The following is a 22,829-nucleotide window of genomic DNA, read 5'->3' as shown; positions in this document are numbered from 1 at the left end:
ACTTTTACAAATCCATATACTTTATTACGTTCTTCGCTCGGCTCATGAGCGTCCAACCAGGATGTTATGCGGTCTGTATCCGATTTGTTTGGATCGGATGCTGTTAAAAATAAATATATTGGTTATAACGACTAATGTCGTATGGGATGAGATATGGACGAACAGCGAGGTAGCGGCAGGAGGATCTTCTTCACCGTCTACCGGGTTATATTTGTATTACTCAGTTTTTGTACGGGACTCTTTTTCACTTTCTGGGGCGGCAAGCTCCTGACTCTGGGCGGTAGCGCCTGGTATCTGTTGGCCGGCGTGGCCTATCTGCTTATCGCCATCGGATACCTTATCCGCAGTCAATACGTCCTCCCTTTCACCATTGTGACCTTCTTACTGACCCTTGTCTGGGCGCTTTATGAAGTGCAGCTCAGCTACTGGGGACTGATTCCTCGTCTGGTGGTGCCGGCTCTGCTGCTGATGCTTGGCCTGTGGCTGGCAACGACGCTGCCGGTTAAACGGGTCGCGGTTCGCTATGCCAACTGGAGCGCCTCGGCGATTTTCATCGCTCTGCTGGCGACGCTGGTCTCGGCGTTTTATCCCCACGGCGGCATTCATCATGGCGTGGTGAAAGCCGCTGCAGATAGCAAGCCGACCCTTGCTTCTCAAAGCGACAACTGGGAATTTTTCGCCCGCGATGCTTCAGGTACCCGTTTTGCCCCGTACGATGATATTACCCCGGAAAACGTCAAAAACCTGAAGGTGGCGTGGACCTACCACACCGGCCGCCGGGTGAGCGGCCCGGGGATTGGGGTGGATGAGAATACGCCGCTGCAAATTGGCGATACGCTCTACTCCTGTACGCCGCTGAACGTGGTCACCGCGCTGGATGCGGATAGCGGGAAAGCGCGCTGGCGCTTTGACCCGCATGCGCAGACCGCCGAACACGTCACCTGTCGCGGCGTCGGCTACTATGATGTGCAAAACGATACGTCGCTGACGGCGCAGGAGAAAGCCAGCCCGGATCTGCAGCAGTGTCCGCAGCGGATTCTGGTTTCCACCGTCGATGCGCGCCTGCTGGCGCTGAACGCCAAAACCGGCGAGCTGTGCGATAACTTCGGCCATCACGGTAGCGTCGATCTCAAGCAGGGGATGGACAACACCGAGAACAGCAAGCGCTACCACCCGACCTCGACGCCGGTGATCATGGGGCATATTGCGGTACTGGGCGGCTGGGTTCGCGATATTATTCACGGTGAACCTTCCGGCGTGGTCCGCGCCTTCGATGTGCGCAACGGCAATGTGGTTTGGGCCTGGGATGTGGGTCAGCCGGAAAATGTGACCGATCCGCAAAAAGGGCGCGTGTATACCCTCGAAACGCCGAACGTCTGGACGGTGCCGGCCTTTGATAAAGAGCTGAACCTGGTTTATCTGCCGACCGGCAACGGTCCGCCGGATTACTGGGGCGGCGACCGTAACGCAGCGAAAGAGAAGTATGGCTCTTCCGTGGTGGCGGTGGATGCCAGCACCGGTGAAACAAAATGGGTCTTCCAGACCGTTCACCATGATGTCTGGGACTATGATTTGCCGTCTCAGCCGGTGCTGTTCCACATGAAAAATGACCAGGGCGAAGAGGTTCCGGTCCTGATTCAGACCACCAAAACCGGTCAGATCTATGTTCTCGATCGCCGCACCGGCAAGCCGGTGACGCGCGTTGACGAACTGCCGGTAGCGCACGAAGGGGCAGAAGGCGAACGCCTTTCTACCACCCAGCCGTTCTCGACCGGGATGCCGCAGCTCGGCGTTGAACCGTTAACCGAGAAATCAATGTGGGGCGTGACGCCGTTTGACCAGCTGATGTGCCGCATTGACTTCAAAGAGTCCACCTGGCTTGGGATGTATACGCCGCCGTCAGAGAAGCCGTATATCGAATGGCCGAGCCTGCTGGGCGGCATGAACTGGGGCGGAATCTCCATCGATGAGCGTAGCGGGACGCTGTTTGTTAACGATATGCGCATGCCGCTGAGAATGTCGCTGGTACGTCAGCAGGATATGGCGAAATACAAAGTCTCTACGGATGAGGTTCCGGGGTTCATGGGGACCGTGCGCCCGCAGGTCGCCGGGCCATATGGCGGCGTGCGGATCGATATTCTGCAATCCGCGCTGGGGATACCGTGTAATACGCCGCCGTTCGGCACGATGAGCGCCATCGATCTCAATACTCGTCAGCTGATGTGGCAGGTGCCGATGGGCTCCGTCGAGGATACCGGTCCGCTGGGTCTGAAAACCCACATGCATATCCCGCTGGGTATGCCGACGCTGGGCGGCCCGACCTCGACGGCTTCCGGGCTGATCTTCTTTGCCGGGACCCAGGATAACTACCTGCGGGCGCTGGATTCCGCAACCGGGAAAGAGCTGTGGCGCGCTCGCCTGCCGGTTGGGGCCGTGGCAGCGCCGCTTATCTATAAATCGCCGAAGAGCGGAAAAGAGTACGTGGTCATTTCCGCCGGTGGCGCCAGCCACTCCCCGGATGTGGGCGATGATATTATTGCCTACGCGCTGGAGGAGTAGCGCCCTGAAGGCGGCGTATTGAGTACGCCGCGACGGTAGGTTAAAACCAGCCAGCGTCATTGCTGACTGGTTTTTTTTTGCCTCAGGCGCCGGCCGGCAGTCGGAGGGCCTCGCGCTTTAGCAGGAGGCGACCACCTCATGGCAGGCCACAGAGTGGCCGGCGGCTATCACACGCAGCGCAGGAATTTCGCGGCGACAGCGGTCGTTGGCCTTCGGGCAGCGTGAGGAAAAACGACAGCCGGGCGGCGGATTCGAGGGATCGGGGATCTCGCCTTGTACGACCGCGACGGGTTCGGCGTGCGGATCGAGCGTCGGTACCGCCGCCAGCAGCGCCTGGGTGTAGGGATGGCGAGGTTGGGCAAACAGCGCATCGCGGCTGGCGGTCTCCACCAACTGCCCGAGATACATCACCGCCACGTCATCGCAGAGATGCTCCACCACGCCAAGGTCATGGGAGATAAACAGAAAGGTGACGCCAAAATCGTCGCGCAGATCGGAAAACAGATTGATGATCTGCGCCTGGATAGAGACATCCAGCGCCGAGATAGGCTCGTCGGCAATGATAAAGTCGGGGTTGAGAATCAGCGCCCGGGCAATACCAATACGCTGGCGCTGACCGCCCGAGAACTCATGCGGAAAGCGGTTGTAGTGGTGGGGCGCGAGGCCGCAGATCTGCATCACCGCAATCACTTTGTCATACAGCTCCGCCCGGCTGCACAGTTTATGCTGCAGCATGGCTTCGCCAATCGCCTCGCCGACGCGAATCCGCGGGTTCAGCGAACTGTAGGGATCCTGAAACACCAGCTGGATTTTAGGGCGTAGCGCCTGCATCTCCTGCGAGGTGAGGGTGGAGAGCTCCCGGCCCCGGTATTTCACGCTACCGGCGCTCTTCTCGTATAGCCCCAGTAGCGTGCGTCCTACGGTCGTTTTCCCGCTGCCGGATTCGCCCACCAGGCCGAAAATAGTCCCCTGGCGGATGCGAAAGCTGACGCCGTCCACCGCTCGCAGCTGCCCGGTTTGCTGGCCAAAGAGCCCGTCGCGCAGCGGAAAGTGTTTTTTTAACCCTTCGACTTCAATGACATATTGATGGTTTTCACTGTTCATGCAACCGGCTCCGCGGATGTGGTGTGAAAGCAGGCGGCCTGCCGCGTTGTTCCCAATAGCGCAGGGATACTCTGGCGACAGGCTGCGCTGGCCCGCTGGCAGCGGTCGGCAAAGGCGCAGCCGGCAGGCAGGGCGGCGAGATCCGGCACCTGCCCGGGAATCGAGTACAGGCGACGGCGTCGTTCGCCGGGCACCGGCCGCGAGGCGATCAGCCCCTGGGTATAGGGATGCTGCGGCTGGCGTAAGATCTCGGCCGTCGGACCCGATTCGACCACCCGGCCGGCGTACATCACTACCACCTGTTGCGCCATTTGCGCAATCACGCCCAGATCGTGGGTGATCAGCAGCATCGCCATCCCCCTGGCCTGCGCCCGATCGCGCAGCAGGCGCAGGATTTGCGCCTGAACGGTGACATCCAGCGCGGTGGTGGGTTCATCGGCGATCAGCAGCTTCGGTTGGCAGCTCAGCGCCATGGCAATCATCACGCGCTGTAGCATGCCGCCGGAGAGCTGGTGCGGGTAGCTGTTCATCAGGCTATCCGCGCGGGCCAGCCCCACTTCGCTTAGCAGGCGGGTGGCGTGGCGCCAGGCGGCTTTGGGCGTTTCGCCCAGGTGGCGAATGAGCGGCTCGCACAGCTGCTCGCCGATGGTCAGCACCGGGTTCAGCGCGGTCATCGGTTCCTGAAAGATCATCGCCAGCTGGTTGCCGCGCAGGTCGGCCATGTTGCGGGCTTTCAGACGCAGCAGGTCCTGCCCGTCAAAGAGGATTTCTCCGCTATCGATACGCGCGGCCTGGGGCGGCAACAGGCCCATTAAGGCCATTGCGGTGACGCTTTTTCCGCAGCCGGATTCGCCGACGACCCCGACGGTCTGGCCAGCATGAATGGCAAACGATACCTCCTGTACCGCCCGCACGCGCTGTTTTTCGGCGGCGAAGGAGACCGAGAGTTGTCGGAAGGTGAGTAACGGGGCGCTCATTTCAGCCTCTGTTTCATTTTCGGATCCATCGCATCGCGCAGGCCGTCGCCCAGCACGTTAATGGCAATGACGGTGATAAAAATGGCGATACCCGGCGGCATCCATAGCCACGGACGACGCTGGAAGTCGATCAGGCTGTTGGCGGCGTCCATCATATTGCCCCAGGAGGGCGTGGGCGGTACCACGCCCAGTCCAAGGTAGCTGAGCGCCGATTCGCTCAGAATGGCATTCGCCACCGCCATGGTCGCCATGACCACCAGAATCGGAATGGTATTGGGCAGCAGATGGCCAAACAGGCGACGGCGGGCGGAAAGACCCAGTACCCGGGTTGCCAGCATGAAATCGCGTTCGCGCAGCGACAGGCATTGACCACGTACCAGCCGCGCCAGCTTTGGCCACTCCAGCAGGCTGAGCATCACCACCACCATGTAGATCCGGGCATCCGGGGAAAAATCGAGTTCGGATAACATCGCCCCGGCGACGATCAGCAGCGGCAGACCGGGAATCGTCATCACCAGGTCCGCCAGGCGCATGATCAGCTTATCGGTCAGGCCGCCGGCATAGCCGGAGACGGCGCCGAGCAGGTAGCCCAGCGCCACCGACAGCAGCATAGTGAGCAGGCCAATAATCAACGAAATACGTCCGGCCATCAGCAGGCGGGTGTAGACATCGCGGCCGAGAAAGTCGGTACCCAGCCAGTGCTCAGCGCCGGGAGGCTTGTTAATCATCAGGACATCGGTGGCATCATCTTTCCACGGCGACCAGAGCGGCCCCAGCACGCACCAGGCGGCCATCACCGCCAGCAGCAGCAGGCAAAACATGGCCAGCCGGTTGCGTTGAAGCGACCGCCAGGCCTGGCGCCACGGTGATGGGGTGATCATAGCGAGCGCCGGAATCTCCGCCTTGCGCAGGCGACGTTGCGTTGAAAACAGAGTGCTAAACATGATTTATGACCTCACCCGAATTCGCGGGTCGGCCCACGCGTAGAGAACATCGGCTATCAGGTTGCCCAAAATGGTGAGCACCGCCAGAAACAGGGTAAACCCCATCAGTACCGGATAATCGCGGGCGGCCAGCGAATCGATATGAATATGCCCGGCCCCAGGCCAGTTAAAGACCTTTTCGGTGATGATGGCGCCGGAGAACAGCCCCGGTAGCTCGAAGCCGAGCAGGGTGATAATGGGCAGCAGCGCATTGCGCAGCGCGTGTTTGAAGATCACCGTCCGTTCGCGCAGCCCTTTGGCTCGGGCGGTACGAATAAAATCCATCCTGACGACGTCGAGCATACTGGCGCGGAAGTAGCGCGTCAGGCTGCCGGCCTGCAGCATCACCAGCGCCAGAACCGGCAGCACCAGGTGCGCGGCCACCTGCAGGATATAGCCCCAGCCGCGGTCATCGCTGCCGGTGTTGGTCATCCCGCCAACCGGCAGCCAGTGCAGATCCACGGCGAACCACTTAATCAACAGCAGACAGAGGAAAAAGGTCGGAAAGGACATCGCGGCAAAGACCGCCACGCTCACCAGGTGGTCAAACAGCGAGTTTGGCTTCATGGCGGAGACGATGCCCACCGTCAGGCCGATGCCCCAGTAAAAAACCAGCGCAATGCTTGCCAGCAGGAACGAGTTCCAGATGTACTGGTTTAGCAACTGGCTGACCGGAATCTGGTACTGCAGCGAGAAACCGAGATCGCCTCGCAGCAGTTGGCCGAGCCAACGTAGATAGCGGGTCAACAGCGGCTGGTCGAGGCCATAGATGGCTTTGAGTTCGGCGGCGCGAGCGGCGGTGAGGGTAATATTGCCGTCGATAAAGTCGCCGGGAGTTTTGGCAAACAGCATAAAAATAATCAATGAGGCCAGTAGCAGCATCGGCAGCGTTTGCAGCAGCCGTCTCAGGATAAAATTTCTCATAACATTCTCACTCAGCCGCCGGGTTATTCCGGCGGCTGTGATGGTTACCTGGCGATTTTCACATCCGGCAGGCTGCCGGTCAGGCCGTTATAAATATCCGGTTTAAAACCGGATACCCTGGCGCTGCTGGCCGAGAGAATCTGGCGGTAGCCGAGAAGAATGACCGGCGGGTCCTCCGCCAGCACCTGATACAGCTGATGGTAAATCGGCTTACGCTTTTCGACGTCGAGCAGCGCGTTGCCTTCGTTAATCAGCTTATCGACCTGCGGATTGTTATAGCCCGACTCTTTGGCTTCAGTGCTGTAGAAATCCCATACGCCGTCGTGCGGGTCGTTGAGCGTGCTGGTGCTAAAGGAGGCCAGGTCATAGTTGCCCGCTTTACGCTGGGCCATCAGGGCATTGAAGTCGACCACCTGCGGTTTGAGCACGACGCCGATCTGCTGCCAGTTCTCTTTGGCAATCGGGATCAGCGCATCGTTGAGCACCTTCTTACTGACCAGCAGCGTCAGCTCCAGACGCTGACCGTCTTTCACGCGGATGCCGTCCGGGCCCGGTTTCCAGCCCGCTTCATCAAGCAGTTTTTTCGCCTGCGCCGGATCGTAGTGATACGGGTTGACCCCCTGCGGATTGTAGGCCCAGGAGATAGGGGCGATCGGTTCAACTGCCACCTTGCCATAGCCCTGGTACACCACATCGATCAGCTTCTGGCGGTCGAGGCCGTAAATCAGCGCCTGCCGAACTTTGACATCCTTCAGCGCCGGACGACGGACGTTAAACTCCACCTGGCTGTAATCGCTGGAGCCGTAGAGGTTGATATTGGCGAAGCCGAGCATTCTCAGCTGTTCAATATCGTCCGGGCGCGAGGTAAAGGCGTCGTAGTCGGTTTCACCGGTCTGGAACAGCTGAAAGTTGGTCGACGGGTTGGTAACGCGGTAGATAAAGCGCGGCGTCGGCGGTGTGCCGCGGTAGAAGTGGCTGTTAGCGTGGAAACGAATCTCCTGGCCCGGAATATATTTGTCATAGACGTAAGGACCGTTGCCCAGCGGTTTTCCATGCAGGCTGCGCAGATAGTCAAGCTGGCCGCGCTGGTAGCCTTTGCCATACCAGGCTTTGGAGAGCACCGGACCACCGATCCGCGAAAGGGTGGTGGCGCCGGGCTGCGTCGTAGTGACCTGCAGGGTCAGCGGGTCGATGACCTTCAGGCCGCTGACGCTGTCGGCTTTCCCGGCTTTATACTCGGCGCCGCCGGCAATATTGGCGAGGGTAATATCGGTATCGCCGTCATACTTCGGATCCAGCAGCACGGTGAGGGTAAAGGCGACATCTTCCGCGGTGAGCGGCGAGCCGTCGCTGAAGGTCAGATTCGGCCGCAGCTTGATGGTATAGACTTTGTTATCGGCGCTCACCTGCCAGCTTTCGGCCAGGCCAGGGACCAGGTTGCCGTGGCTGTCCCAGTCAATCAGGCGCGAAAAGATGACGTTGGTGACGTTTTCGTCCCAGCCGTTAACGAAGAAGTAGGGGTTAAAGATCCCCTGTGGCTCGGAAATCCCGGCGACGACGGTGTCTTTACGCAGTTTGGCGGCCGCCGGGATCTGGCTGGCATCGGTGGCCGGCGTGATGCCTTCCTGCAAAATTTCGTCCGCGCTGGTCACAGAAGAAAATGCCAGCGTGCCGCCGATTAACGCGATTGCAATAGCGTGCGAAAATCGCGTCTGTTTAGTTTTTAATCCGTGCAGTAATCTGGACAAAAGTGCTCCCTCATCAAATAATTGCGCTGAAATTTACAATTCATGACGAAAGATAAGAGGCGCACCACGGCCTGTCTAACAACGAAAAAATATGATTTATAGCGAATCAGCATTAGCAATAATCTGGCAATAAAATGCCAGATTTTGATTAAGACGGAGAATTTTCCACCGTCAGCTCGCTACCGAGAGTCAAACGATCCGCGACCCAGCCGTGCTGACCTAACGCGTTGTCATCCAGCGGCCGGGGCAGCCGGATGCGTAGCTGTCCGATGACCCGCCCCTGAATCTGCTCGCAGTTGCCGTACAGCAGGCGTGCGCCATCGCCGAGCAAAGCGGCGATGTGGTGTAAATCCGGCTCGCCGCCGCTGCTGCCGTCGAAGTGCAGGGTCACCAGCTGCGAGCCGGCCACCGACGACAGGTTTTCGCCGGGGCGATCGTGATGCAGCGTACTGGTCATGCTACGCGTCACCTCGTGCTGCGGGTTGCCAAACACCCGCCACACCTCGCCCTGTTCGATGATATGCCCGCGCTCCAGCACCGCCACCCGATCGCAGAGCGTGCGGATGACCTCCATTTCATGAGTAATGAGGATAATCGTCAGACCAAGGCGCTGGTTAATCTCTTTCAACAGCTTAAGCACAGAGAGGGTGTTTTCCGGATCCAGCGCCGAGGTTGCCTCGTCGCAAAGCAGAATTTCCGGCTGGGTTACCAGCGCGCGGGCGATCCCGGTACGCTGCTTTTGCCCGCCGGAGAGTTTTGCCGGCCAGCTATCGCGCAGGGCGCTGAGGCCGACCAGTTCCAGCATCTCATCGACCCGGCGCTGCCTTTCAGCCCGCGGGACGCCGGCCATCTTAAGCGGCAGTTCGACGTTTTGCGCCACCGTTTTGGTCGACATCAGGTTGAAGTGTTGAAAGATCATCGCCACCCGGCGGCGCAGGTCGCGCATCTGGCTGCGTGAATAGCGCAACGTCTGTTCGCCGTGAATGGTGATTTCGCCGCTGTCGGCGTTTTCCAGCCGATTAAACAGACGCAACAGCGTCGATTTCCCGGCGCCGCTGCGGCCGATAATGCCGAAAATCTCGCCCTGATAGAGCGTCAGGTTAATATTCTGCAGCGCCTGAACGCCGTTAGGGTAGGCTTTGCTTATTCCGCTTAACTGTATATGCGGTACGGCACGAGGATCGTGAGTCACGGTAGTTTGCTCCGTCAGCCTTGAAAAACCGGCAGCATCAGCGCTGCCGGATACGGTCCGGCGATCAGAAGCCCGGGACGATTTTGCCTTTGTAGCGGGTGAGGATAAAATTGCGCACCGCGTCGGAGTGCAGCGCTTTCGCCAGCTTCTGGATCCCCGGATCGTTGAGGTTATCGGGGCGGGCCACCAGATACTCGACGTACAGATCGCTGCCTTTTTCTACCAGCAGGGCTTTATCGGTATCGATCCCCGCTTCCAGCGCATAGTTGGCGAATATAAACGCCAGATCGACCTGATTCACCGCCCGCGCCAACATGGCGCCTTCCAGCTCGCGAATTTTAAAATGGTGCGGGTTGGTGACGATATCCCGGGTCGCCGACTGCGGATCCTTCGGGTTTTTCAGGGTCAGCAGGCCGGCATCGCTTAACATGACCAGCGCTCGCCCGGTGTTGACCGGGTCATTCGGCACCGCAATGGTGGCGCCATCCGGGAGCGCTTTGATGTCGTGATATTTGCTGGAGTAGGCGCCAAACGGTTCAATATGGACGCCTACCACCGGGACCAGATCGGTATGTCGCGTCTGGTTGTAGTTATCGAGGAACGGACGGTACTGATAGTAGTTGGCGTCGAGGTTTTTCTCCGCCAGCTGTTGGTTAGGCTGAATAAAGTCGTTAAAGACTTTGATTTTCAAATCTACGCCCTGTCTGGCCAGCTCCGGCTTGACGAACTCAAGGATTTCCGCGTGCGGTACCGGCGTGGCGCCGACGGTCAGCGTCTCGTTGGCGGCGACAGAGGCGGAGAAGAGGGCCAGCAGCCCGGCGGCGATAAGGGTCTTGTGCACTATTTTGTTCATGGTTTTTTCCTGGGAAAGTCGCGTGTCTTTGTTATTTACGGCTCATGTACCGCACAAGGCGGTCGCCGCTCATCTGTAAAACCTGCACCAGGGCAATCAGCAGCAGGACGGTGACCACCATCACGTCGGTCTGAAAGCGCTGGTAGCCAAAACGAATCGCCAGATCCCCGAGCCCGCCACCGCCGATAACCCCGGCCATAGAGGTGTAATCCACCAGCAAAATCGCGGTGACGGTGATGGCGGCAACCAGCCCGGCGCGGGATTCGGGCAACAGGGTGTGCCAGATCAGCTGTGCGGTATTGCCGCCCATTGACCAGCTGGCCTCCACCAGACCGTGATCCACCTCGCGCAGAGCGCTTTCCACCAGCCGGGCAAAGAAAGGCGCGCAGCCCGCCACCAGCGGCGGAATGGTGCCCTGTACGCCCAGGGAGGTGCCGGTAATTAAGGTGGTTACCGGGATCATGACGATCAGCAAAATAATGAACGGCAGCGAACGCAGGACGTTGACGCAAAACGACAGCAGGCGATACAGCCGCGGGGCGTGCAGCAGCTGCGGCTGGCCGGTGAGGTAGAGGACAATCCCTAACGGCAGACCGAGCAGTACGGTAAAGCCCAGCGACCAGCCCAGCATGATTAACGTGTCGATGCCCGCCTGGAGCACATCGCTCCAGTCGATATCGGCAAAAAACTCCAGCACGGGGGCCACCTTAGTTCCAGTCGTGACGCTGCGGGCGAATGCCGTTTAATACCCAGTTGCCGAGCAGCTGATATTTCCAGCGTACCGGGTCGTGCAGGGTGTGAACGCGCGCATTGCGCCAGTGGCGATCGAAGTTGTGACGGTTGCCGGTCGCCCGGGTACCGCTGAGTTCAAACAGGCGGCTGGCGGCGTCAAGGGCAACCTCGGTGGTGAACACTTTGGCGCGGGCAACGGCGATGGAAGCCTGCGCCACATGCTCCTCGCTGAGATCCTGTTTAAAGCGGTCGAGAACCTTGCCCGCCTGCTCCAGCAGCGCCTCAGCGGCGGCCAGTCGGCTGTCGATCTGCCCGATATGGTAGATGGTGAGCGGATCGTCGCTGGCCCGTTCGACGCCGGCATCAATCCACGGTCGGGCGAACTGGCGAACGAAGCTGACGGTGTCGTTGAGGGCTGCGCGGGCGATCCCGGCATCAATCGCGGCGGTGGTGAGCTGCGCGAAGGGGCCGGCGAGCGTCGGCGAGGCATAAGATTTCCACGTCGGGAAAAGATGCAACGGCGCGACCGCCAGATTCTCCGCCAGGACCGTGCCGCTGGCGGTATTTCGCTGCCCAAGGCAGTCCCAGTCATCGAGCACCGTCAAGCCAGCGCTGTCGCGCGGCACGAAGGCCAGCTGCGCGCGATCGTCGGCGTCCAGCGCCAGAATGCCTATCCAGTGGGCGTAGAGCGAGCCGGTGCAATAGCCCTTCCGTCCGTTGATGTACAGCGCTTCACCACGGGTCTCCAGGCGGGTGCGGATATCGAGCACCGTTTTGCCGCCGGTCTCGGAAAGCGCGTTGGCAAAACGATGCCCTTGTAATACCAGGCCAAAAAAGAAGGCCTGTTGCTCTGCGCTGCCCTGCAGGCGGATGTCCTCGAGCAGGCAGTAATGGTTTTGCGGAATTTGTCCGAGCGACGGATCGGCGGCGGAGATGATGGCAATCACTTGAGCCAGGGTGGCGGCGGAGACCTCGGCGCCGCCCCATTGGCGCGGCACCGTGATGCCCCACAGGCCGCTGTTGGAGAAGGTATCGACAATCTCTGGCGCTACCGTGCCGCTACGGTCGCGTTCTGCGGCTCCGGGCTGTAGCAGCAGGGCGACCTCGTGGGCAATGGCGATGGCTTCTTCATCGCTGCTGATGACATGGGCATCCGGCGAATGACGGGTATAGCTGACAGGTGATTGGCTTTCTGACATACGGTTTTCTCGTGGTTAACTAAATGGCTATATGCAAAAAATAGATAACTAAATAACCTATAATTCCAATGTGTTATATGTGAATAGCAAAGGCTGTGCCAGTTCGCGGAGAATTTTTAGATATTTAAAATCAATGAATTACGTTTTTATCTGCCGGGCAGGTTGCTGCAAATGCAGCACCGGTGATAGCAGGCTGCTGCATTTCCGACAGCCTGCGTCGGGGAAACTTGCTGAAACAAGCGTTATGTAGTCTGATATATATCGAAAATGATAATCAGAGGATCGGCAATGTATCTGTTTATGTTTTACGTCGGTGGCAATGCGGGTAAATCGAATATTGAAGTTCATGACATTCAGTTTGTGGTGGCGCGAACCCCGGAGGAGGCGTGGCCTGCGCTGCGCGAGGCCTGGTTTGGCGATGCGGATAAAATCCATATTGACGGCTATAGCAGGATCAACTGGGCCGATGGTTATGAGGTGACTCTGGCCAGAACGCCTGCTCACGGCGGGGTGAAGCTGTTCTTTGTTAACGCCGGCGGCTATCGCTCCGACACCCTGGCGGAACTGCATGAATTCGGTCTGTTTGCGGCGAGTGACGCGCAGGAGGCGAAGGAGAAAGCGCTGAAGACGCTGCTGCGCGGCGCCTGGCAGCAGCATAAGGACAATCTGCAGGCCGTCGATGACTGTCTGCTGCTGGACAAGGTGGGCGACTGGTATCTCCACCTGACGCCCAACGCTGCGGGCGAGGCGGCCAGGCCCGAGTGGCAAGGCTATCAACCGATTGGGATTTGAAGCCCTGCCAGCGCGGGGAGCATCCCCGCGCATTACCCGTCAGATTTTGGCCTGATTGACTCGCGCTGAGAGGGCCTGATGGCTCTCTTTGCGTTCGCTGTATCTCCCGGCGAGCAGCGCGGTATGGCCTTTCAGCAGCTGGGTTATCTTGAACAGCTCTTCGCTGACGTCGACGATTCTGTCGTACCACGGCGAGGGCTTCATGCGACCCTGTTCATCAAATTCCTGCCAGGCCTTGGGGACAGACGATTGATTCGGGATAGTAAACATCCGCATCCAGCGCCCGAGGATCCGCATCTGATTGACGGCGTTGAATGACTGGGAACCGCCGCACACCTGCATCACCGCCAGCGTTTTGCCCTGAGAAGGGCGGACAGCACCTTCGCTCAGGGGGATCCAGTCAATCTGGGCTTTCATCACCGCACTCATTGCGCCATGTCGCTCCGGTGAACTCCAGATCATCCCGTCGCACCAGCGCACCCGTTCACGCAGCTCAACCACTTTAGGGTGCGATTCCGGCGCATCATCGGGCAGCGGCAGCCCGGAAGGATTGAAGGTCTGGACGCTGGCGCCCATGGCCGTCAGCAGTCGTCCGGCCTCTTCCGCGGCGAAGCGGCTGAAAGAGCGCTCGCGTAGCGAGCCGTAGAGAATGAGGATTCGCGGTGGCGCCCGATCCGGGAGCTTGTTGGCAAGTTCAAAATCAAAAAATTCACCTTGCAGGGCAGGGAAATCAGCCATGGGGGAACACCTTTTTTTTGAGGGGGGTTATTTCAAAATAAACATATATGAATTAGCATATATGTAAATGACGCGCTAAGGAATCAAAAATGCCGCATCCGCTAGAGGTTTTTAAAATATTGTCTGACGCCACGCGCCTGACGATCGTGATGTTGCTCAGGGAGCAAGGTGAGCTGTGCGTCTGCGATATTTGCGCGGTGACAGCGGAATCTCAGCCCAAAATATCCCGTCACATGGCGATTCTACGCGAGGGCGGGCTGGTTCTTGACCGTCGGGAAGGGAAATGGGTGCACTACCGTTTGTCGCCGCATATGCCGGCCTGGGCGGCAGAGATCATCGACAGCGCATGGCGATGCCTGCGCGATGAGGTGCGTGCCCGGGTGGCTGACGCTTCGCCGTCTTCCTGCTGATGGCGGCTTAATATATCTGTTATTGCATATTTGATGGGGTGAGGAATGCTGCTCGCAGGGACCATTTTTTTCTTGACGCTGCTGCTGGTTATCTGGCAACCGAAGGGACTCAGTATCGGCTGGAGCGCGAGCCTCGGGGCGGCGCTGGCGCTGGCGTTCGGCGTTATTCATCTGAGCGATATTCCGGTGGTCTGGAATATTGTCTGGAACGCCACGGCAGCGTTTATTGCGGTGATCGTTATCAGTCTGCTGCTGGACGAGTCGGGCTTTTTCTCCTGGGCGGCACTGCACGTTGCCCGCTGGGGAAACGGGCGCGGGCGGCGACTGTTTAGCTGGATAATTCTGCTGGGCGCCGTGGTGGCCGCGCTGTTTGCTAACGATGGCGCAGCGCTGATTCTGACCCCCATTGTCATCGCGATGCTGTCGGCGCTGGGTTTCAGCCAGCGCGCGACGCTGGCCTTTGTGATGGCTGCCGGCTTTGTTGCCGACACCGCCAGCCTGCCGCTGGTGGTGTCGAATCTGGTCAATATTGTTTCTGCCGACTTTTTCCATCTTGGCTTCAGCGCCTATGCGGCGGTTATGGTGCCGGTCGATATCGCAGCGATCCTGGCGACCCTGGCGATGCTGCATCTGGTCTTTCGCCGAGATATTCCACCGGTCTACGATCTGGCCCTGTTGCCCGAACCGGCCAGCGCGATTAAAGATCGCCCGACGTTCCTGACCGGCTGGGTGGTGCTGGTGGCGCTGCTGGCCGGCTTTTTCATTCTGGAACCGCTGGGGATCCCGGTCAGCGCTATTGCCGCTAGCGGAGCGGCGGTGCTGCTGGCGGTGGCGAAAAAGGGGCGAGTCATTAATACGGGCAAGGTGCTGCGCGGGGCGCCGTGGCAAATTGTCGTCTTTTCGCTGGGGATGTATCTGGTTGTTTACGGTCTGCGCAATGCCGGGTTAACCGATGCGCTCTCCGCCGTGCTGAATGTGCTGGCGGATAACGGGCTGTGGGTGGCAACGCTCGGTACCGGAGTGCTGACGGCGGTGCTCTCGTCGCTCATGAATAATATGCCGACGGTGCTGGTCGGGGCGTTATCCATTGATGGCAGCACGGCAACGGGAGTGATTAAAGAGGCGATGATCTACGCCAACGTCATTGGCTGCGATCTGGGGCCAAAAATCACGCCAATCGGCAGCCTTGCGACGCTGCTCTGGCTGCATGTTCTGGCGCAAAAGAACAGAGCCATCTCCTGGGGCTACTATTTCCGTACCGGGATCATCATGACCCTACCGGTACTGCTGGTGACGCTGGCCGCACTTGCTTTGCGTCTCTCTTTTTCTCTGTCGTGAGAACCTGATATGAGCAACACCATCATTTATCACAACCCGGATTGCGGCACGTCGCGCAATACGCTGGCCATGATCCGCAACAGCGGTATGGAGCCGACGATTATCTACTATCTCGATACGCCGCCGTCGCGGGAAGAGTTAGTGGGTCTGATTGCGGCGATGGGGATAACGGTGCGCGCGCTGCTGCGCAAAAACGTCGAACCCTACGCTCAGCTGGGGCTTGATGATGAAACCCTTAGCGACGAACGACTGATCGAGAGTATGTTGCAGCACCCGATCCTGATTAACCGGCCCATTGTGGTCACCCCGTTAGGCACACGCCTTTGTCGTCCGTCGGAAGTGGTGCTGGAGATCCTGACCCAGGCGCAGGAACAGCCGTTTCGCAAGGAGGATGGGGAATGGGTCGCGGCGGCTTCAGACCAGCGGCTGCCATAAGGCATCCGGCTCGGTAAACCCGGCTTCAACCTGTGCGAAAAAGCGGCTGGCGTGCAGCCCATCCACAAAAGCATGGTTGAATTTACCCGCCACCGGAATGACGCCGTTTTTCAGTTTGCCCCAGGTGAGCGCGGGGACCGCCGCGCCCGTATAATACTCGGCCTGGGTGATGGCGCTAAAATGGAGCCACGGTAGACAGCTGGCGCAGAAAAAGTGCTCGCCCTCGACAATCAGCGGCGCCGGATCCGTGGTTTTTGCCGCCTCAATATTCGGCGTCGCCGCCCGGCTAAAGGCGGCGAAGTCGGTGGCATTGTCGCACCATACCTGACGAAACCCCTCCCGGGCGGTCATGACCGGCGTCATCACCGCAATATCATCATATTCAATAATATCGTCGCCTTGCATCCGCTGCTTGAGCTGAGGGACCGCGTTGGCTGCCCGCAGCAGCGCGTAGAGCGCCAGCTGGAAAAAGGAGACCTGGCGATCCTTCGCGCACTCATACAGGCGCTGCGCTTCTACCGGCACACAGAGGTTAAAGCTGGGGTTGGCAAAGGTGCGATAAAACTCGAAATGATCTCGACGATGCCAGCTCTCTTTATCGATGACATGGTAGGTAGACACGGTGCGTTCCTGCTCAGAATGGGTTGCAGAGCTGACTATGCAACGATTTCAATCAGATTGCCATCCGGTTTTTGATCACCGCTTCGTAATAGCCGTCGCCGGTCGTGCGCGGCGGGGAGACTAAAATCCCCTGGGCTTCCGCCCGCCTGGCCAGCGCATCGACCTGCTGCGCGCCGCCGACAGAGATAGCCAGATGAACCCAGCCGGTGTGGTTATTGTCCGCCGTGACCGCCTGTAGCCCCGGTTTGCTCATCAGTTCAATGGCAATATCTTCGCCGATTTTCACAAAATAAGACTCAAAGCCGGGGTTGGTCCGGCTGCAATATTTTTCGTTAATCTGGCCGTTGAAGAAACCGGTCCAGAAACGAGCCTGTTGTTCAAGCTGACGAGTCCAGAGAGCGACATGGGCAATTTTCATTTTTTACCTCTTTGCAGGGTAGGTTGACAGAACCGGGCGGATGCATGATCATGCTCTTTAGTGCTCGGTTAAGATAAATTCAGGAGTTAATGTGCTCGATTATGCAGCTTTCCCTCAGCAACGACAAGCGCTGATTTGTCAGATCCTCCAGGAAAACGGTCGGGTGGTCTGTAGCGAGCTGGCCAGCCGCTTAAACGTCTCTGAGCATACAATTCGCCGGGATCTGCATGAACTTAGCAAGGACGGGGTCTGTAAAAAGGTGTACGGCGGCGCGGTAATGAACCTGCCGGAAGCCGGGGATTACAGCGAGCGGAAAGACAAAAATGCAGCAATAAAAATCAGAATCGCGCAGAAATGCGCAAGACTGGTCAAGCCCGGCGGCTGCATTTTTATCGATACCGGTACCACCAATCTGGCGATGGCCGAGGCGCTGCCTGCCGAGCTGGCGTTAACGGTGGTGACCAATTCGCCGGAGATAGCCGCAGAGCTGCTCAAAAAGCCGTTGTATGACGTGGTGATGCTTGGCGGGCAGGTTCAGCGAGCCTCGGGCGGCTGCGTTGGCGCTTCGGCGGTGGCTCAGCTGCAGGGAGTGCTGTTTGATCAGGGGTTTATCGGCGGCTGCGCGATGGCGCCGGAATCCGGTCTGACCGGATTTGACTATGCCGATTGCGAATTTAAAAAAGCGGTGATTAAACAGTGCAGTGAAATTATCGTCGGGCTGACTTCGGATAAGATTCCGGCGGTGGCCCGTTTCGTCGTCGCGCACAGCAGCGACATCGATGTGCTGGTGGTGGAGGAGAACGTCAGTCGCGAGTATAGCGACACATTCCGCGAGCACGATATCCGTATTTATACCGTCTGACCCGCGCTAAACGCCGCCGCATCGGCGCCAGACCGGTCTGTTGAGCCGCGCCATCCTGGCGACGGCTGGCAATTATTAATTTGATAAAATACGTCTTCTCACTTTGATAAAATCAGCGGCGTTCGGGCGGTGACACCCTCGCCGAATCGCCCGTTGCGCTGATTTTTCCCCGTCGATGCCGCTTTTTGCGTTCCCAGTCACAAATAATAACCTGCACCACATCCCGGCCAACTTATGGCACAGATATTGGATTTGTTGTCCCGGACGGGCTTTTCCCGTGGGCGAACTGATACTGCATGCAATGGCTAAGTCTGGTTTGCCATCAACGGACAATAATAAGGGGAATGTTATGTGCGCTTTACGTTCAGCGTCGCCGGGACGAGTGGATGGCCTGGCGAAAGTCAAAGGAACGGCCATTTATGGTGATGATATCACCCTGCCAGGTATGCTATTTGGTGTCTGCCGCTATGCGGATATCCCGGCGGGCAAAATTGAACACCTTGATTTGAGCGATGCGCTGGCGGTCGACGGGGTGGTGAAAATTGCCACCTGGCAGGATATTCCTGGTACGCCTGTGGTGGGGGTTATCGTGCAAGATTACCTGCCGATCGTCAAAGATGAGGTGGTCTTTCACGGCGATGTGATTGCCGTGATCGCGGCGACCACTTATGAGGCCGCCTGCGAAGCCGCTGACAAAATACACGTCCGCTATACGCCCTATGTGCCGCTCACCGATGTTGAGCAGGCGCTGGCACCCGATGCCCGGTTGATCCATCCGCAACGCAGCGACAATATTGCCGCGCATCATCATACGATTAAAGGCGATATCAGTAAGGGGTTCGCCGAGGCTCGCTATGTGCTGGAGCGCGAGTATGAAGTTGGCTTTCAGGAGCATGCGTATATCGAACCAGAAGTGGTGCTCAGCTGGCTGGATCCCACCGACGGCAGCCTGATTATTTCCGGTTCGATTCAGAATCCGCATCGTGTTCGCGGATTCGTGGCCAAATTTATGGGCTGGCCGCAGAGCTTAATTAATATTAAGCGGGCGGTGATGGGGGGATCGTTTGGCGGTAAAGACGATGTGATCGATCATCTGGCCTGCCGCTCGGCCTTACTTACCCACTTAACCGGACGCCCGGTGAAATTCGCCTATACCCGCGAACAGTCGATTATCGAGAGCTGCAAACGTCACCCCTATAAAATGAAGTATAAAGTGGGGCTGGATGAGGTCGGGCATATTGTCGCGATGAAGATCGATATTCTGGCGGACAGCGGCGGCTATGCTGCTTCTTCGCCCTTCGTGACCTGGCGATCTTCGGTGCAGGCCGCGGGTCCTTATCGCATTCCTAATGTCCATATTGATGTCAAAGCGGTCTATACCAACAACAGCTATACCTCGGCGATGCGTGGTTTTGGCTCGCCGCAGGTCGTCTACGCGCATGAATCATTGATGGATGAGATTGCGGAATATCTGGATATTCCCCCGCTGAAGCTGCGCGAAAAAAACGCGCTACGACAGGGCGATACTTCGATTACCGGCCAGCTGTTCGACAACCACACCGTTTCGGCAATTGAAGTGTTGAATAAGGCCAGCGAGTCGGCAGAATTTATGGCGAAGCGCCAGCATTATCATGTGTTGAATCAGCAGGGAGGCGTGTGGCGCTACGGTATTGGCCTGGCGCTGAGCTATCGCGGCTGTTCTATCGGTGCGGAAGGGGTGGATACCTCAACGGCGCTGATTCAGGTCAACGAAGACGGCAGCGTTAACCTGTCGACATCAGTATCAGAAAATGGTCAGGGGTTACAGACCACCATGTCGCTCATTGCCGCCGAAGCGTTTGGTATTGGGCTTGAAGAGATTCATTTTAGCGAGCCGCCAACGTCGGTCATTGGTGATGGCGGATCCACGGCGGCCACGCGCGGAACGATGGTGGGCGGCGGGGCGATTCTTGATGCGGCAGAGAAGATCAAACGACGCATTCTCAGCGTCGTCGGCGACACTATTGGCGCATGCGAGCTTGCCGATACCCTCTGGTCAGGCGGGTTGATAATCAACCGCCATGACCCCAGCCGGCGTATTGAGTTTAAACGCGCCGTCAATAAAACCAAATGGGCCAGCGTTAGTCTCACCGAGTATGGCTGGTTCGTCCCTCCGCCGATTCACTGGGATGAAGAAAAAGGCTGCGGCAGTCCGTACTTTACCTGGGTGTACGGCTGTCAGGTGGCTGAAGTTCGGGTGAACACCAGTACAGGGAAAACTGAACTCCTGCATGTGACCGCCGCGCACGATGTTGGGCGGATACTCAATCCGGTGGGGTTTGAAGGCCAGGTTTGCGGCGGCGTAGCCCAGGGATTTGGCTATGCGCTGCTGGAAGATTTCAATATTGAGCACGGCCAGGTGAAGTCAGAAAACTTTGACAGCTACCTTCTGCCGACCATTAAAGATATCCCACGAATCACGGTTATCGGCGTAGAAAACCCCGATCTTGCCGGGCCGTATGGGGCGAAAGGCATCGGCGAGCCGGCCACTGAACTGGCCGCGGCAGCTATCAATAATGCGGTCAGCTTCGCGCTCGGGAGGCGCTTTAATAAGTTGCCGCTGACCCTTGAGCAGGTGATCCTCGGCTTCAATCTGAAAAAGCCAGCCCGGCAGAGCGAGCTGATGATCGAGGCGGAAAATAAAAAGCAGGTGCTGCGGCTGACCGACGTGACGGTAACCCGTCCGCAGAATCTGGAACAGGCGCTCACGTTGCTGGCTCAGGAAGGCGTGAGCGCAATAGCGGGAGGGACGGACGTCATTGTGCAAGGGCGCATGCAAACCCGGGCAATGAAGCTGGTGGATATTTCCCGTCTTCAGGAGCTGACCGGGATAACAGAAGATCCCCATAGTCATGAGATAGTCCTTGGCGCGGCGCTGACCTTTAACCGCATCACCGAGCATCCGCTACTGCGTGAGCGTTATCCGCTACTGGTTCAGGCCTGTCACACCGTAGGCTCACATCAGATTCGTAACCGCGCCACCATTGGCGGCAATATCGTTAACGCCGCGCCCTGTGGCGACTCTATTCCACCGGCGATCCTCTACGATGCCAGTATTGTGCTGCATTCCCTGCGCGGCACGCGGCGGATGTCGTTGGGTGAGTTTCTGCTTTCTGGCTATAAAACCCAGCGCCAGCCGGACGAGCTGCTGACTCAGGTGATCCTGCCGCCGCCGGCCAGACCGCAGGCCAGAGGTTTCTATCATCAGCTGGGGCGACGTAATGCGCTGAATATTACCCGGCAAAGCCTGAGTGCGCTGCTGTCTCTGGATGCCAACGGGTGCGTCGACTACTGCCGGCTGGTGGATGGCGCTCTGTTTAGCAAACCGCAGCGCCTGCCTGATGTCGAGCGTTGCCTGATTGGCCAGCGGTTGGAGCATGAATCGATCGACCGCGCTTGTGCGGTTCTGGAAAAGCTGATCGATGCCGCCATCGGCAAACGCTGGTCCGCGGCCTATAAGCAGCCTGTCTTTATCAGTATGTTCCGCGACATGATGGCACAGGCGAAGCACGAATTTGATCAATAATCATAAATTAACGGGGCGTGATAGCGCCCCGCACAGGATAGCGCAATGAGCACAATCAAAGTGAAGGTCAATGGCAAGCTGGTGGAAGCGAAAGTGGAAGGGCACATGCGGTTGTTGGATCTGGTGCGGGACACTTTGCACTTGAGTGCCACGAAAGAGGGCTGTTCCATCGGGGAGTGCGGCGCCTGTACGGTATTGATGGATGGCAATGCCGTCTGTTCATGTCTGGTTCTGGCCGAACAGTGCGATGAGGCGGAAATCACCACCCTTGAAGGGTTGAACGATAACCCGCTGACGCAAAAACTGCAGCGGGCATTTGTCGAGCATGGCGGTGTGCAGTGCGGTTTTTGTACTCCTGGCGTACTGGTGAGTACCACGGCGCTGCTGACTAAAGCGCCGCAGCCGACGGATGAACAGTTGAAAGATGTGCTGGAGGGGAATATCTGTCGCTGTACCGGCTATCAACCGATTCTTGATTCTATTCACCATGCTTTAAAGTCATAGACCTTACAACCCGGGCTAAGGTGTAAACACCTGGCCCGGGTTTCTGTCTTTTCCGTCTGATAACCGGACTCTCTGATTTAACCGTTCCTGACGACTCTGGCGATCGGCCGGATCTTTCCGCGATAAACGTCGCGCAACCGGGGAGCAGGGTTAACCCATTGCGCTTTCGCGCAGACGGGCTTTCAGCCTGGTGTACTCATCAATCACATACTGCTCGGCGGCGCGCTGGTCGGCGATGCGCTCAACGTTCACGGCACAGTACTTGTACTCCGGCGTTTTGGTTATCGGGCTTAAGTTCTCCGCGACCAGCTCGTTACAGGCGCCAATCCACCACTGATAGGTCATATAGACCGCCCCTTTATTCGGACGATCGCTGACCTGCGCGCGGGTGATAATGCGGCCTTTCCGCGACTTCACCCACACCAGCGCCTCATCCTCAATGCCCAGTCGCGCGGCATCGGCGGTATTGATTTGCGCATACCCCGGTTCATCCGCCAGCGCGGCCAGCGCCGCGCAGTTGCCGGTCATCGAGCGGCACGAATAGTGGCCTACTTCCCGCACGGTGGAGAGCACCATCGGATACTCGTCGGTGAGTTTATCGATCGGCGCAACCCAGTCGCAGGTGAAGAACTGCGCCAGGCCGTTCGGGGTGTCGAACTGCTCTTTAAACAGATAAGAGGTCCCCTGGTCAGCGTCGGACTCATCGCGGCACGGCCACATGACGTAGCCCAGCTCGCCCATTTTCTCGTAGGTGGCGCCGTAAAAATTCGGGCACAGATGCCGCAACTCGTCCCAGATCTCCTGGGTGTTGTTGTAGTGCATCGGATAGCCCATCCGGGTGGCGATTTCGCTGATGATCTGCCAGTCGGTTTTCA

20 protein-coding genes and 1 pseudogene are annotated in these 22,829 nt (G+C 58.2%); 8 read left to right on the top strand and 13 right to left on the bottom strand.

Features of this window, described 5'->3' with window-relative positions; all coding sequences use genetic code 11:
• Nucleotides 1–153: 153 nt before the first annotated feature.
• Nucleotides 154–2,559, top strand: coding sequence for a membrane-bound PQQ-dependent dehydrogenase, glucose/quinate/shikimate family (locus tag BV390_RS13600; RefSeq protein ID WP_046852326.1), 2,406 nt, complete (start codon nt 154–156; stop codon nt 2,557–2,559).
• A gap of 117 nt (nt 2,560–2,676) precedes the next feature.
• Here BV390_RS13600 and BV390_RS13595 read toward each other — a convergent pair whose 3' ends face one another.
• The 9 genes from BV390_RS13595 to BV390_RS13555 form a co-directional block, all read right to left on the bottom strand.
• On the bottom strand, nt 2,677–3,663 hold the full coding sequence (locus tag BV390_RS13595) for an ABC transporter ATP-binding protein (RefSeq protein WP_032687247.1): 987 nt from the start codon (nt 3,661–3,663) through the stop codon (nt 2,677–2,679).
• The gene (locus tag BV390_RS13590; RefSeq protein WP_032699604.1) at nt 3,660–4,640 is read right to left on the bottom strand and encodes an ABC transporter ATP-binding protein; all 981 of its coding nucleotides are present in this window, start codon (nt 4,638–4,640) and stop codon (nt 3,660–3,662) included. The genes BV390_RS13595 and BV390_RS13590 overlap by 4 nt, the downstream gene beginning before the upstream one ends.
• On the bottom strand, nt 4,637–5,584 hold the full coding sequence (gene opp4C, locus BV390_RS13585) for an oligopeptide ABC transporter permease (RefSeq protein WP_032687249.1): 948 nt from the start codon (nt 5,582–5,584) through the stop codon (nt 4,637–4,639). Before opp4C ends, BV390_RS13590 begins: the two co-directional genes overlap by 4 nt.
• Before the next feature lie 3 nt (nt 5,585–5,587).
• Nucleotides 5,588–6,547 carry an ABC transporter permease gene (locus BV390_RS13580; RefSeq protein WP_032687250.1) on the bottom strand — a complete coding sequence of 320 codons (960 nt, stop codon included), beginning with the start codon at nt 6,545–6,547 and terminating at the stop codon, nt 5,588–5,590.
• A 44-nt stretch (nt 6,548–6,591) separates the two neighbouring features.
• Entirely contained in the window at nt 6,592–8,295 is a 1,704-nt protein-coding gene (locus BV390_RS13575; RefSeq protein ID WP_046852328.1) for an ABC transporter substrate-binding protein, read from the bottom strand.
• 148 nt (nt 8,296–8,443) lie between these two features.
• Nucleotides 8,444–9,487, bottom strand: a complete 1,044-nt coding sequence (locus BV390_RS13570) for a methionine ABC transporter ATP-binding protein (RefSeq protein ID WP_085397025.1) — start codon at nt 9,485–9,487, stop codon at nt 8,444–8,446.
• A 64-nt stretch (nt 9,488–9,551) separates the two neighbouring features.
• Entirely contained in the window at nt 9,552–10,328 is a 777-nt protein-coding gene (locus BV390_RS13565; RefSeq protein WP_085397059.1) for a MetQ/NlpA family ABC transporter substrate-binding protein, read from the bottom strand.
• A 43-nt stretch (nt 10,329–10,371) separates the two neighbouring features.
• A complete protein-coding gene (locus BV390_RS13560) occupies nt 10,372–11,016 on the bottom strand; it encodes a methionine ABC transporter permease (protein ID WP_369804321.1) in 645 nt (214 codons plus the stop codon).
• Nucleotides 11,017–11,047: 31 nt separating this feature from the next.
• The gene (locus tag BV390_RS13555) at nt 11,048–12,271 is read right to left on the bottom strand and encodes an SfnB family sulfur acquisition oxidoreductase (protein WP_032687254.1); all 1,224 of its coding nucleotides are present in this window, start codon (nt 12,269–12,271) and stop codon (nt 11,048–11,050) included.
• A 288-nt stretch (nt 12,272–12,559) separates the two neighbouring features.
• Here BV390_RS13555 and BV390_RS13550 point away from each other — a divergent pair, with 288 nt between their 5' ends.
• Entirely contained in the window at nt 12,560–13,063 is a 504-nt protein-coding gene (locus tag BV390_RS13550; protein WP_085397024.1) for a DUF1543 domain-containing protein, read from the top strand.
• Between the two features lie 39 nt (nt 13,064–13,102).
• Here the strand turns inward: BV390_RS13550 and arsH are convergent, their stop codons facing one another.
• On the bottom strand, nt 13,103–13,801 hold the full coding sequence (arsH, locus tag BV390_RS13545; protein WP_032687258.1) for an arsenical resistance protein ArsH: 699 nt from the start codon (nt 13,799–13,801) through the stop codon (nt 13,103–13,105).
• Between the two features lie 89 nt (nt 13,802–13,890).
• On the opposite strand from arsH, the gene BV390_RS13540 reads away from it, so the two are divergent.
• From BV390_RS13540 to arsC, 3 genes are read left to right on the top strand one after another with little or no spacing between them, the layout of a single operon-like run.
• Nucleotides 13,891–14,211, top strand: coding sequence for a metalloregulator ArsR/SmtB family transcription factor (locus BV390_RS13540; RefSeq protein WP_032697310.1), 321 nt, complete (start codon nt 13,891–13,893; stop codon nt 14,209–14,211).
• Between the two features lie 45 nt (nt 14,212–14,256).
• Complete coding sequence (locus tag BV390_RS13535; protein WP_032699610.1) at nt 14,257–15,549, top strand: arsenic transporter; 1,293 nt, start codon at nt 14,257–14,259, stop codon at nt 15,547–15,549.
• Between the two features lie 9 nt (nt 15,550–15,558).
• Nucleotides 15,559–15,984 carry a glutaredoxin-dependent arsenate reductase gene (gene arsC, locus BV390_RS13530; protein ID WP_032687261.1) on the top strand — a complete coding sequence of 142 codons (426 nt, stop codon included), beginning with the start codon at nt 15,559–15,561 and terminating at the stop codon, nt 15,982–15,984.
• On the opposite strand, the gene BV390_RS13525 is transcribed toward arsC, so the two are convergent.
• Both BV390_RS13525 and BV390_RS13520 read right to left on the bottom strand, forming a co-directional pair.
• Nucleotides 15,964–16,605: a CatA-like O-acetyltransferase, family 1 gene (locus BV390_RS13525; RefSeq protein WP_085397023.1), complete on the bottom strand. Its 642-nt coding sequence runs from the start codon at nt 16,603–16,605 to the stop codon at nt 15,964–15,966. The two genes, arsC and BV390_RS13525, sit on opposite strands and share 21 nt — an antisense overlap.
• 35 nt (nt 16,606–16,640) lie before the next feature.
• Nucleotides 16,641–17,023: pseudogene (locus BV390_RS13520) on the bottom strand (VOC family protein).
• A 91-nt stretch (nt 17,024–17,114) separates the two neighbouring features.
• On the opposite strand from BV390_RS13520, the gene BV390_RS13515 reads away from it, so the two are divergent.
• The 3 genes from BV390_RS13515 (at nt 17,115) to BV390_RS13505 (ending at nt 21,954) form a co-directional block, all read left to right on the top strand.
• On the top strand, nt 17,115–17,885 hold the full coding sequence (locus tag BV390_RS13515) for a DeoR/GlpR family DNA-binding transcription regulator (protein WP_032687265.1): 771 nt from the start codon (nt 17,115–17,117) through the stop codon (nt 17,883–17,885).
• Between the two features lie 349 nt (nt 17,886–18,234).
• Nucleotides 18,235–21,450 (top strand): molybdopterin cofactor-binding domain-containing protein, encoded by a 3,216-nt coding sequence (locus BV390_RS13510; RefSeq protein WP_085397022.1) that lies wholly within the window; start codon nt 18,235–18,237, stop codon nt 21,448–21,450.
• A gap of 45 nt (nt 21,451–21,495) precedes the next feature.
• The gene (locus BV390_RS13505) at nt 21,496–21,954 is read left to right on the top strand and encodes a (2Fe-2S)-binding protein (RefSeq protein ID WP_032687266.1); all 459 of its coding nucleotides are present in this window, start codon (nt 21,496–21,498) and stop codon (nt 21,952–21,954) included.
• A gap of 150 nt (nt 21,955–22,104) precedes the next feature.
• Here the strand turns inward: BV390_RS13505 and BV390_RS13500 are convergent.
• A partial coding sequence (locus BV390_RS13500; protein ID WP_304442488.1) for a molybdopterin oxidoreductase family protein occupies nt 22,105–22,829 on the bottom strand: 725 nt, incomplete at its 5' end.

It is taken from the genome of Klebsiella sp. YJ (genome assembly GCF_002108615.1).
Lineage (GTDB): Bacteria > Pseudomonadota > Gammaproteobacteria > Enterobacterales > Enterobacteriaceae > Klebsiella > Klebsiella planticola.
The sequence above is the reverse complement of the archived record's forward strand: the minus strand, read 5'-3'. Positions and strand labels throughout refer to the sequence as shown.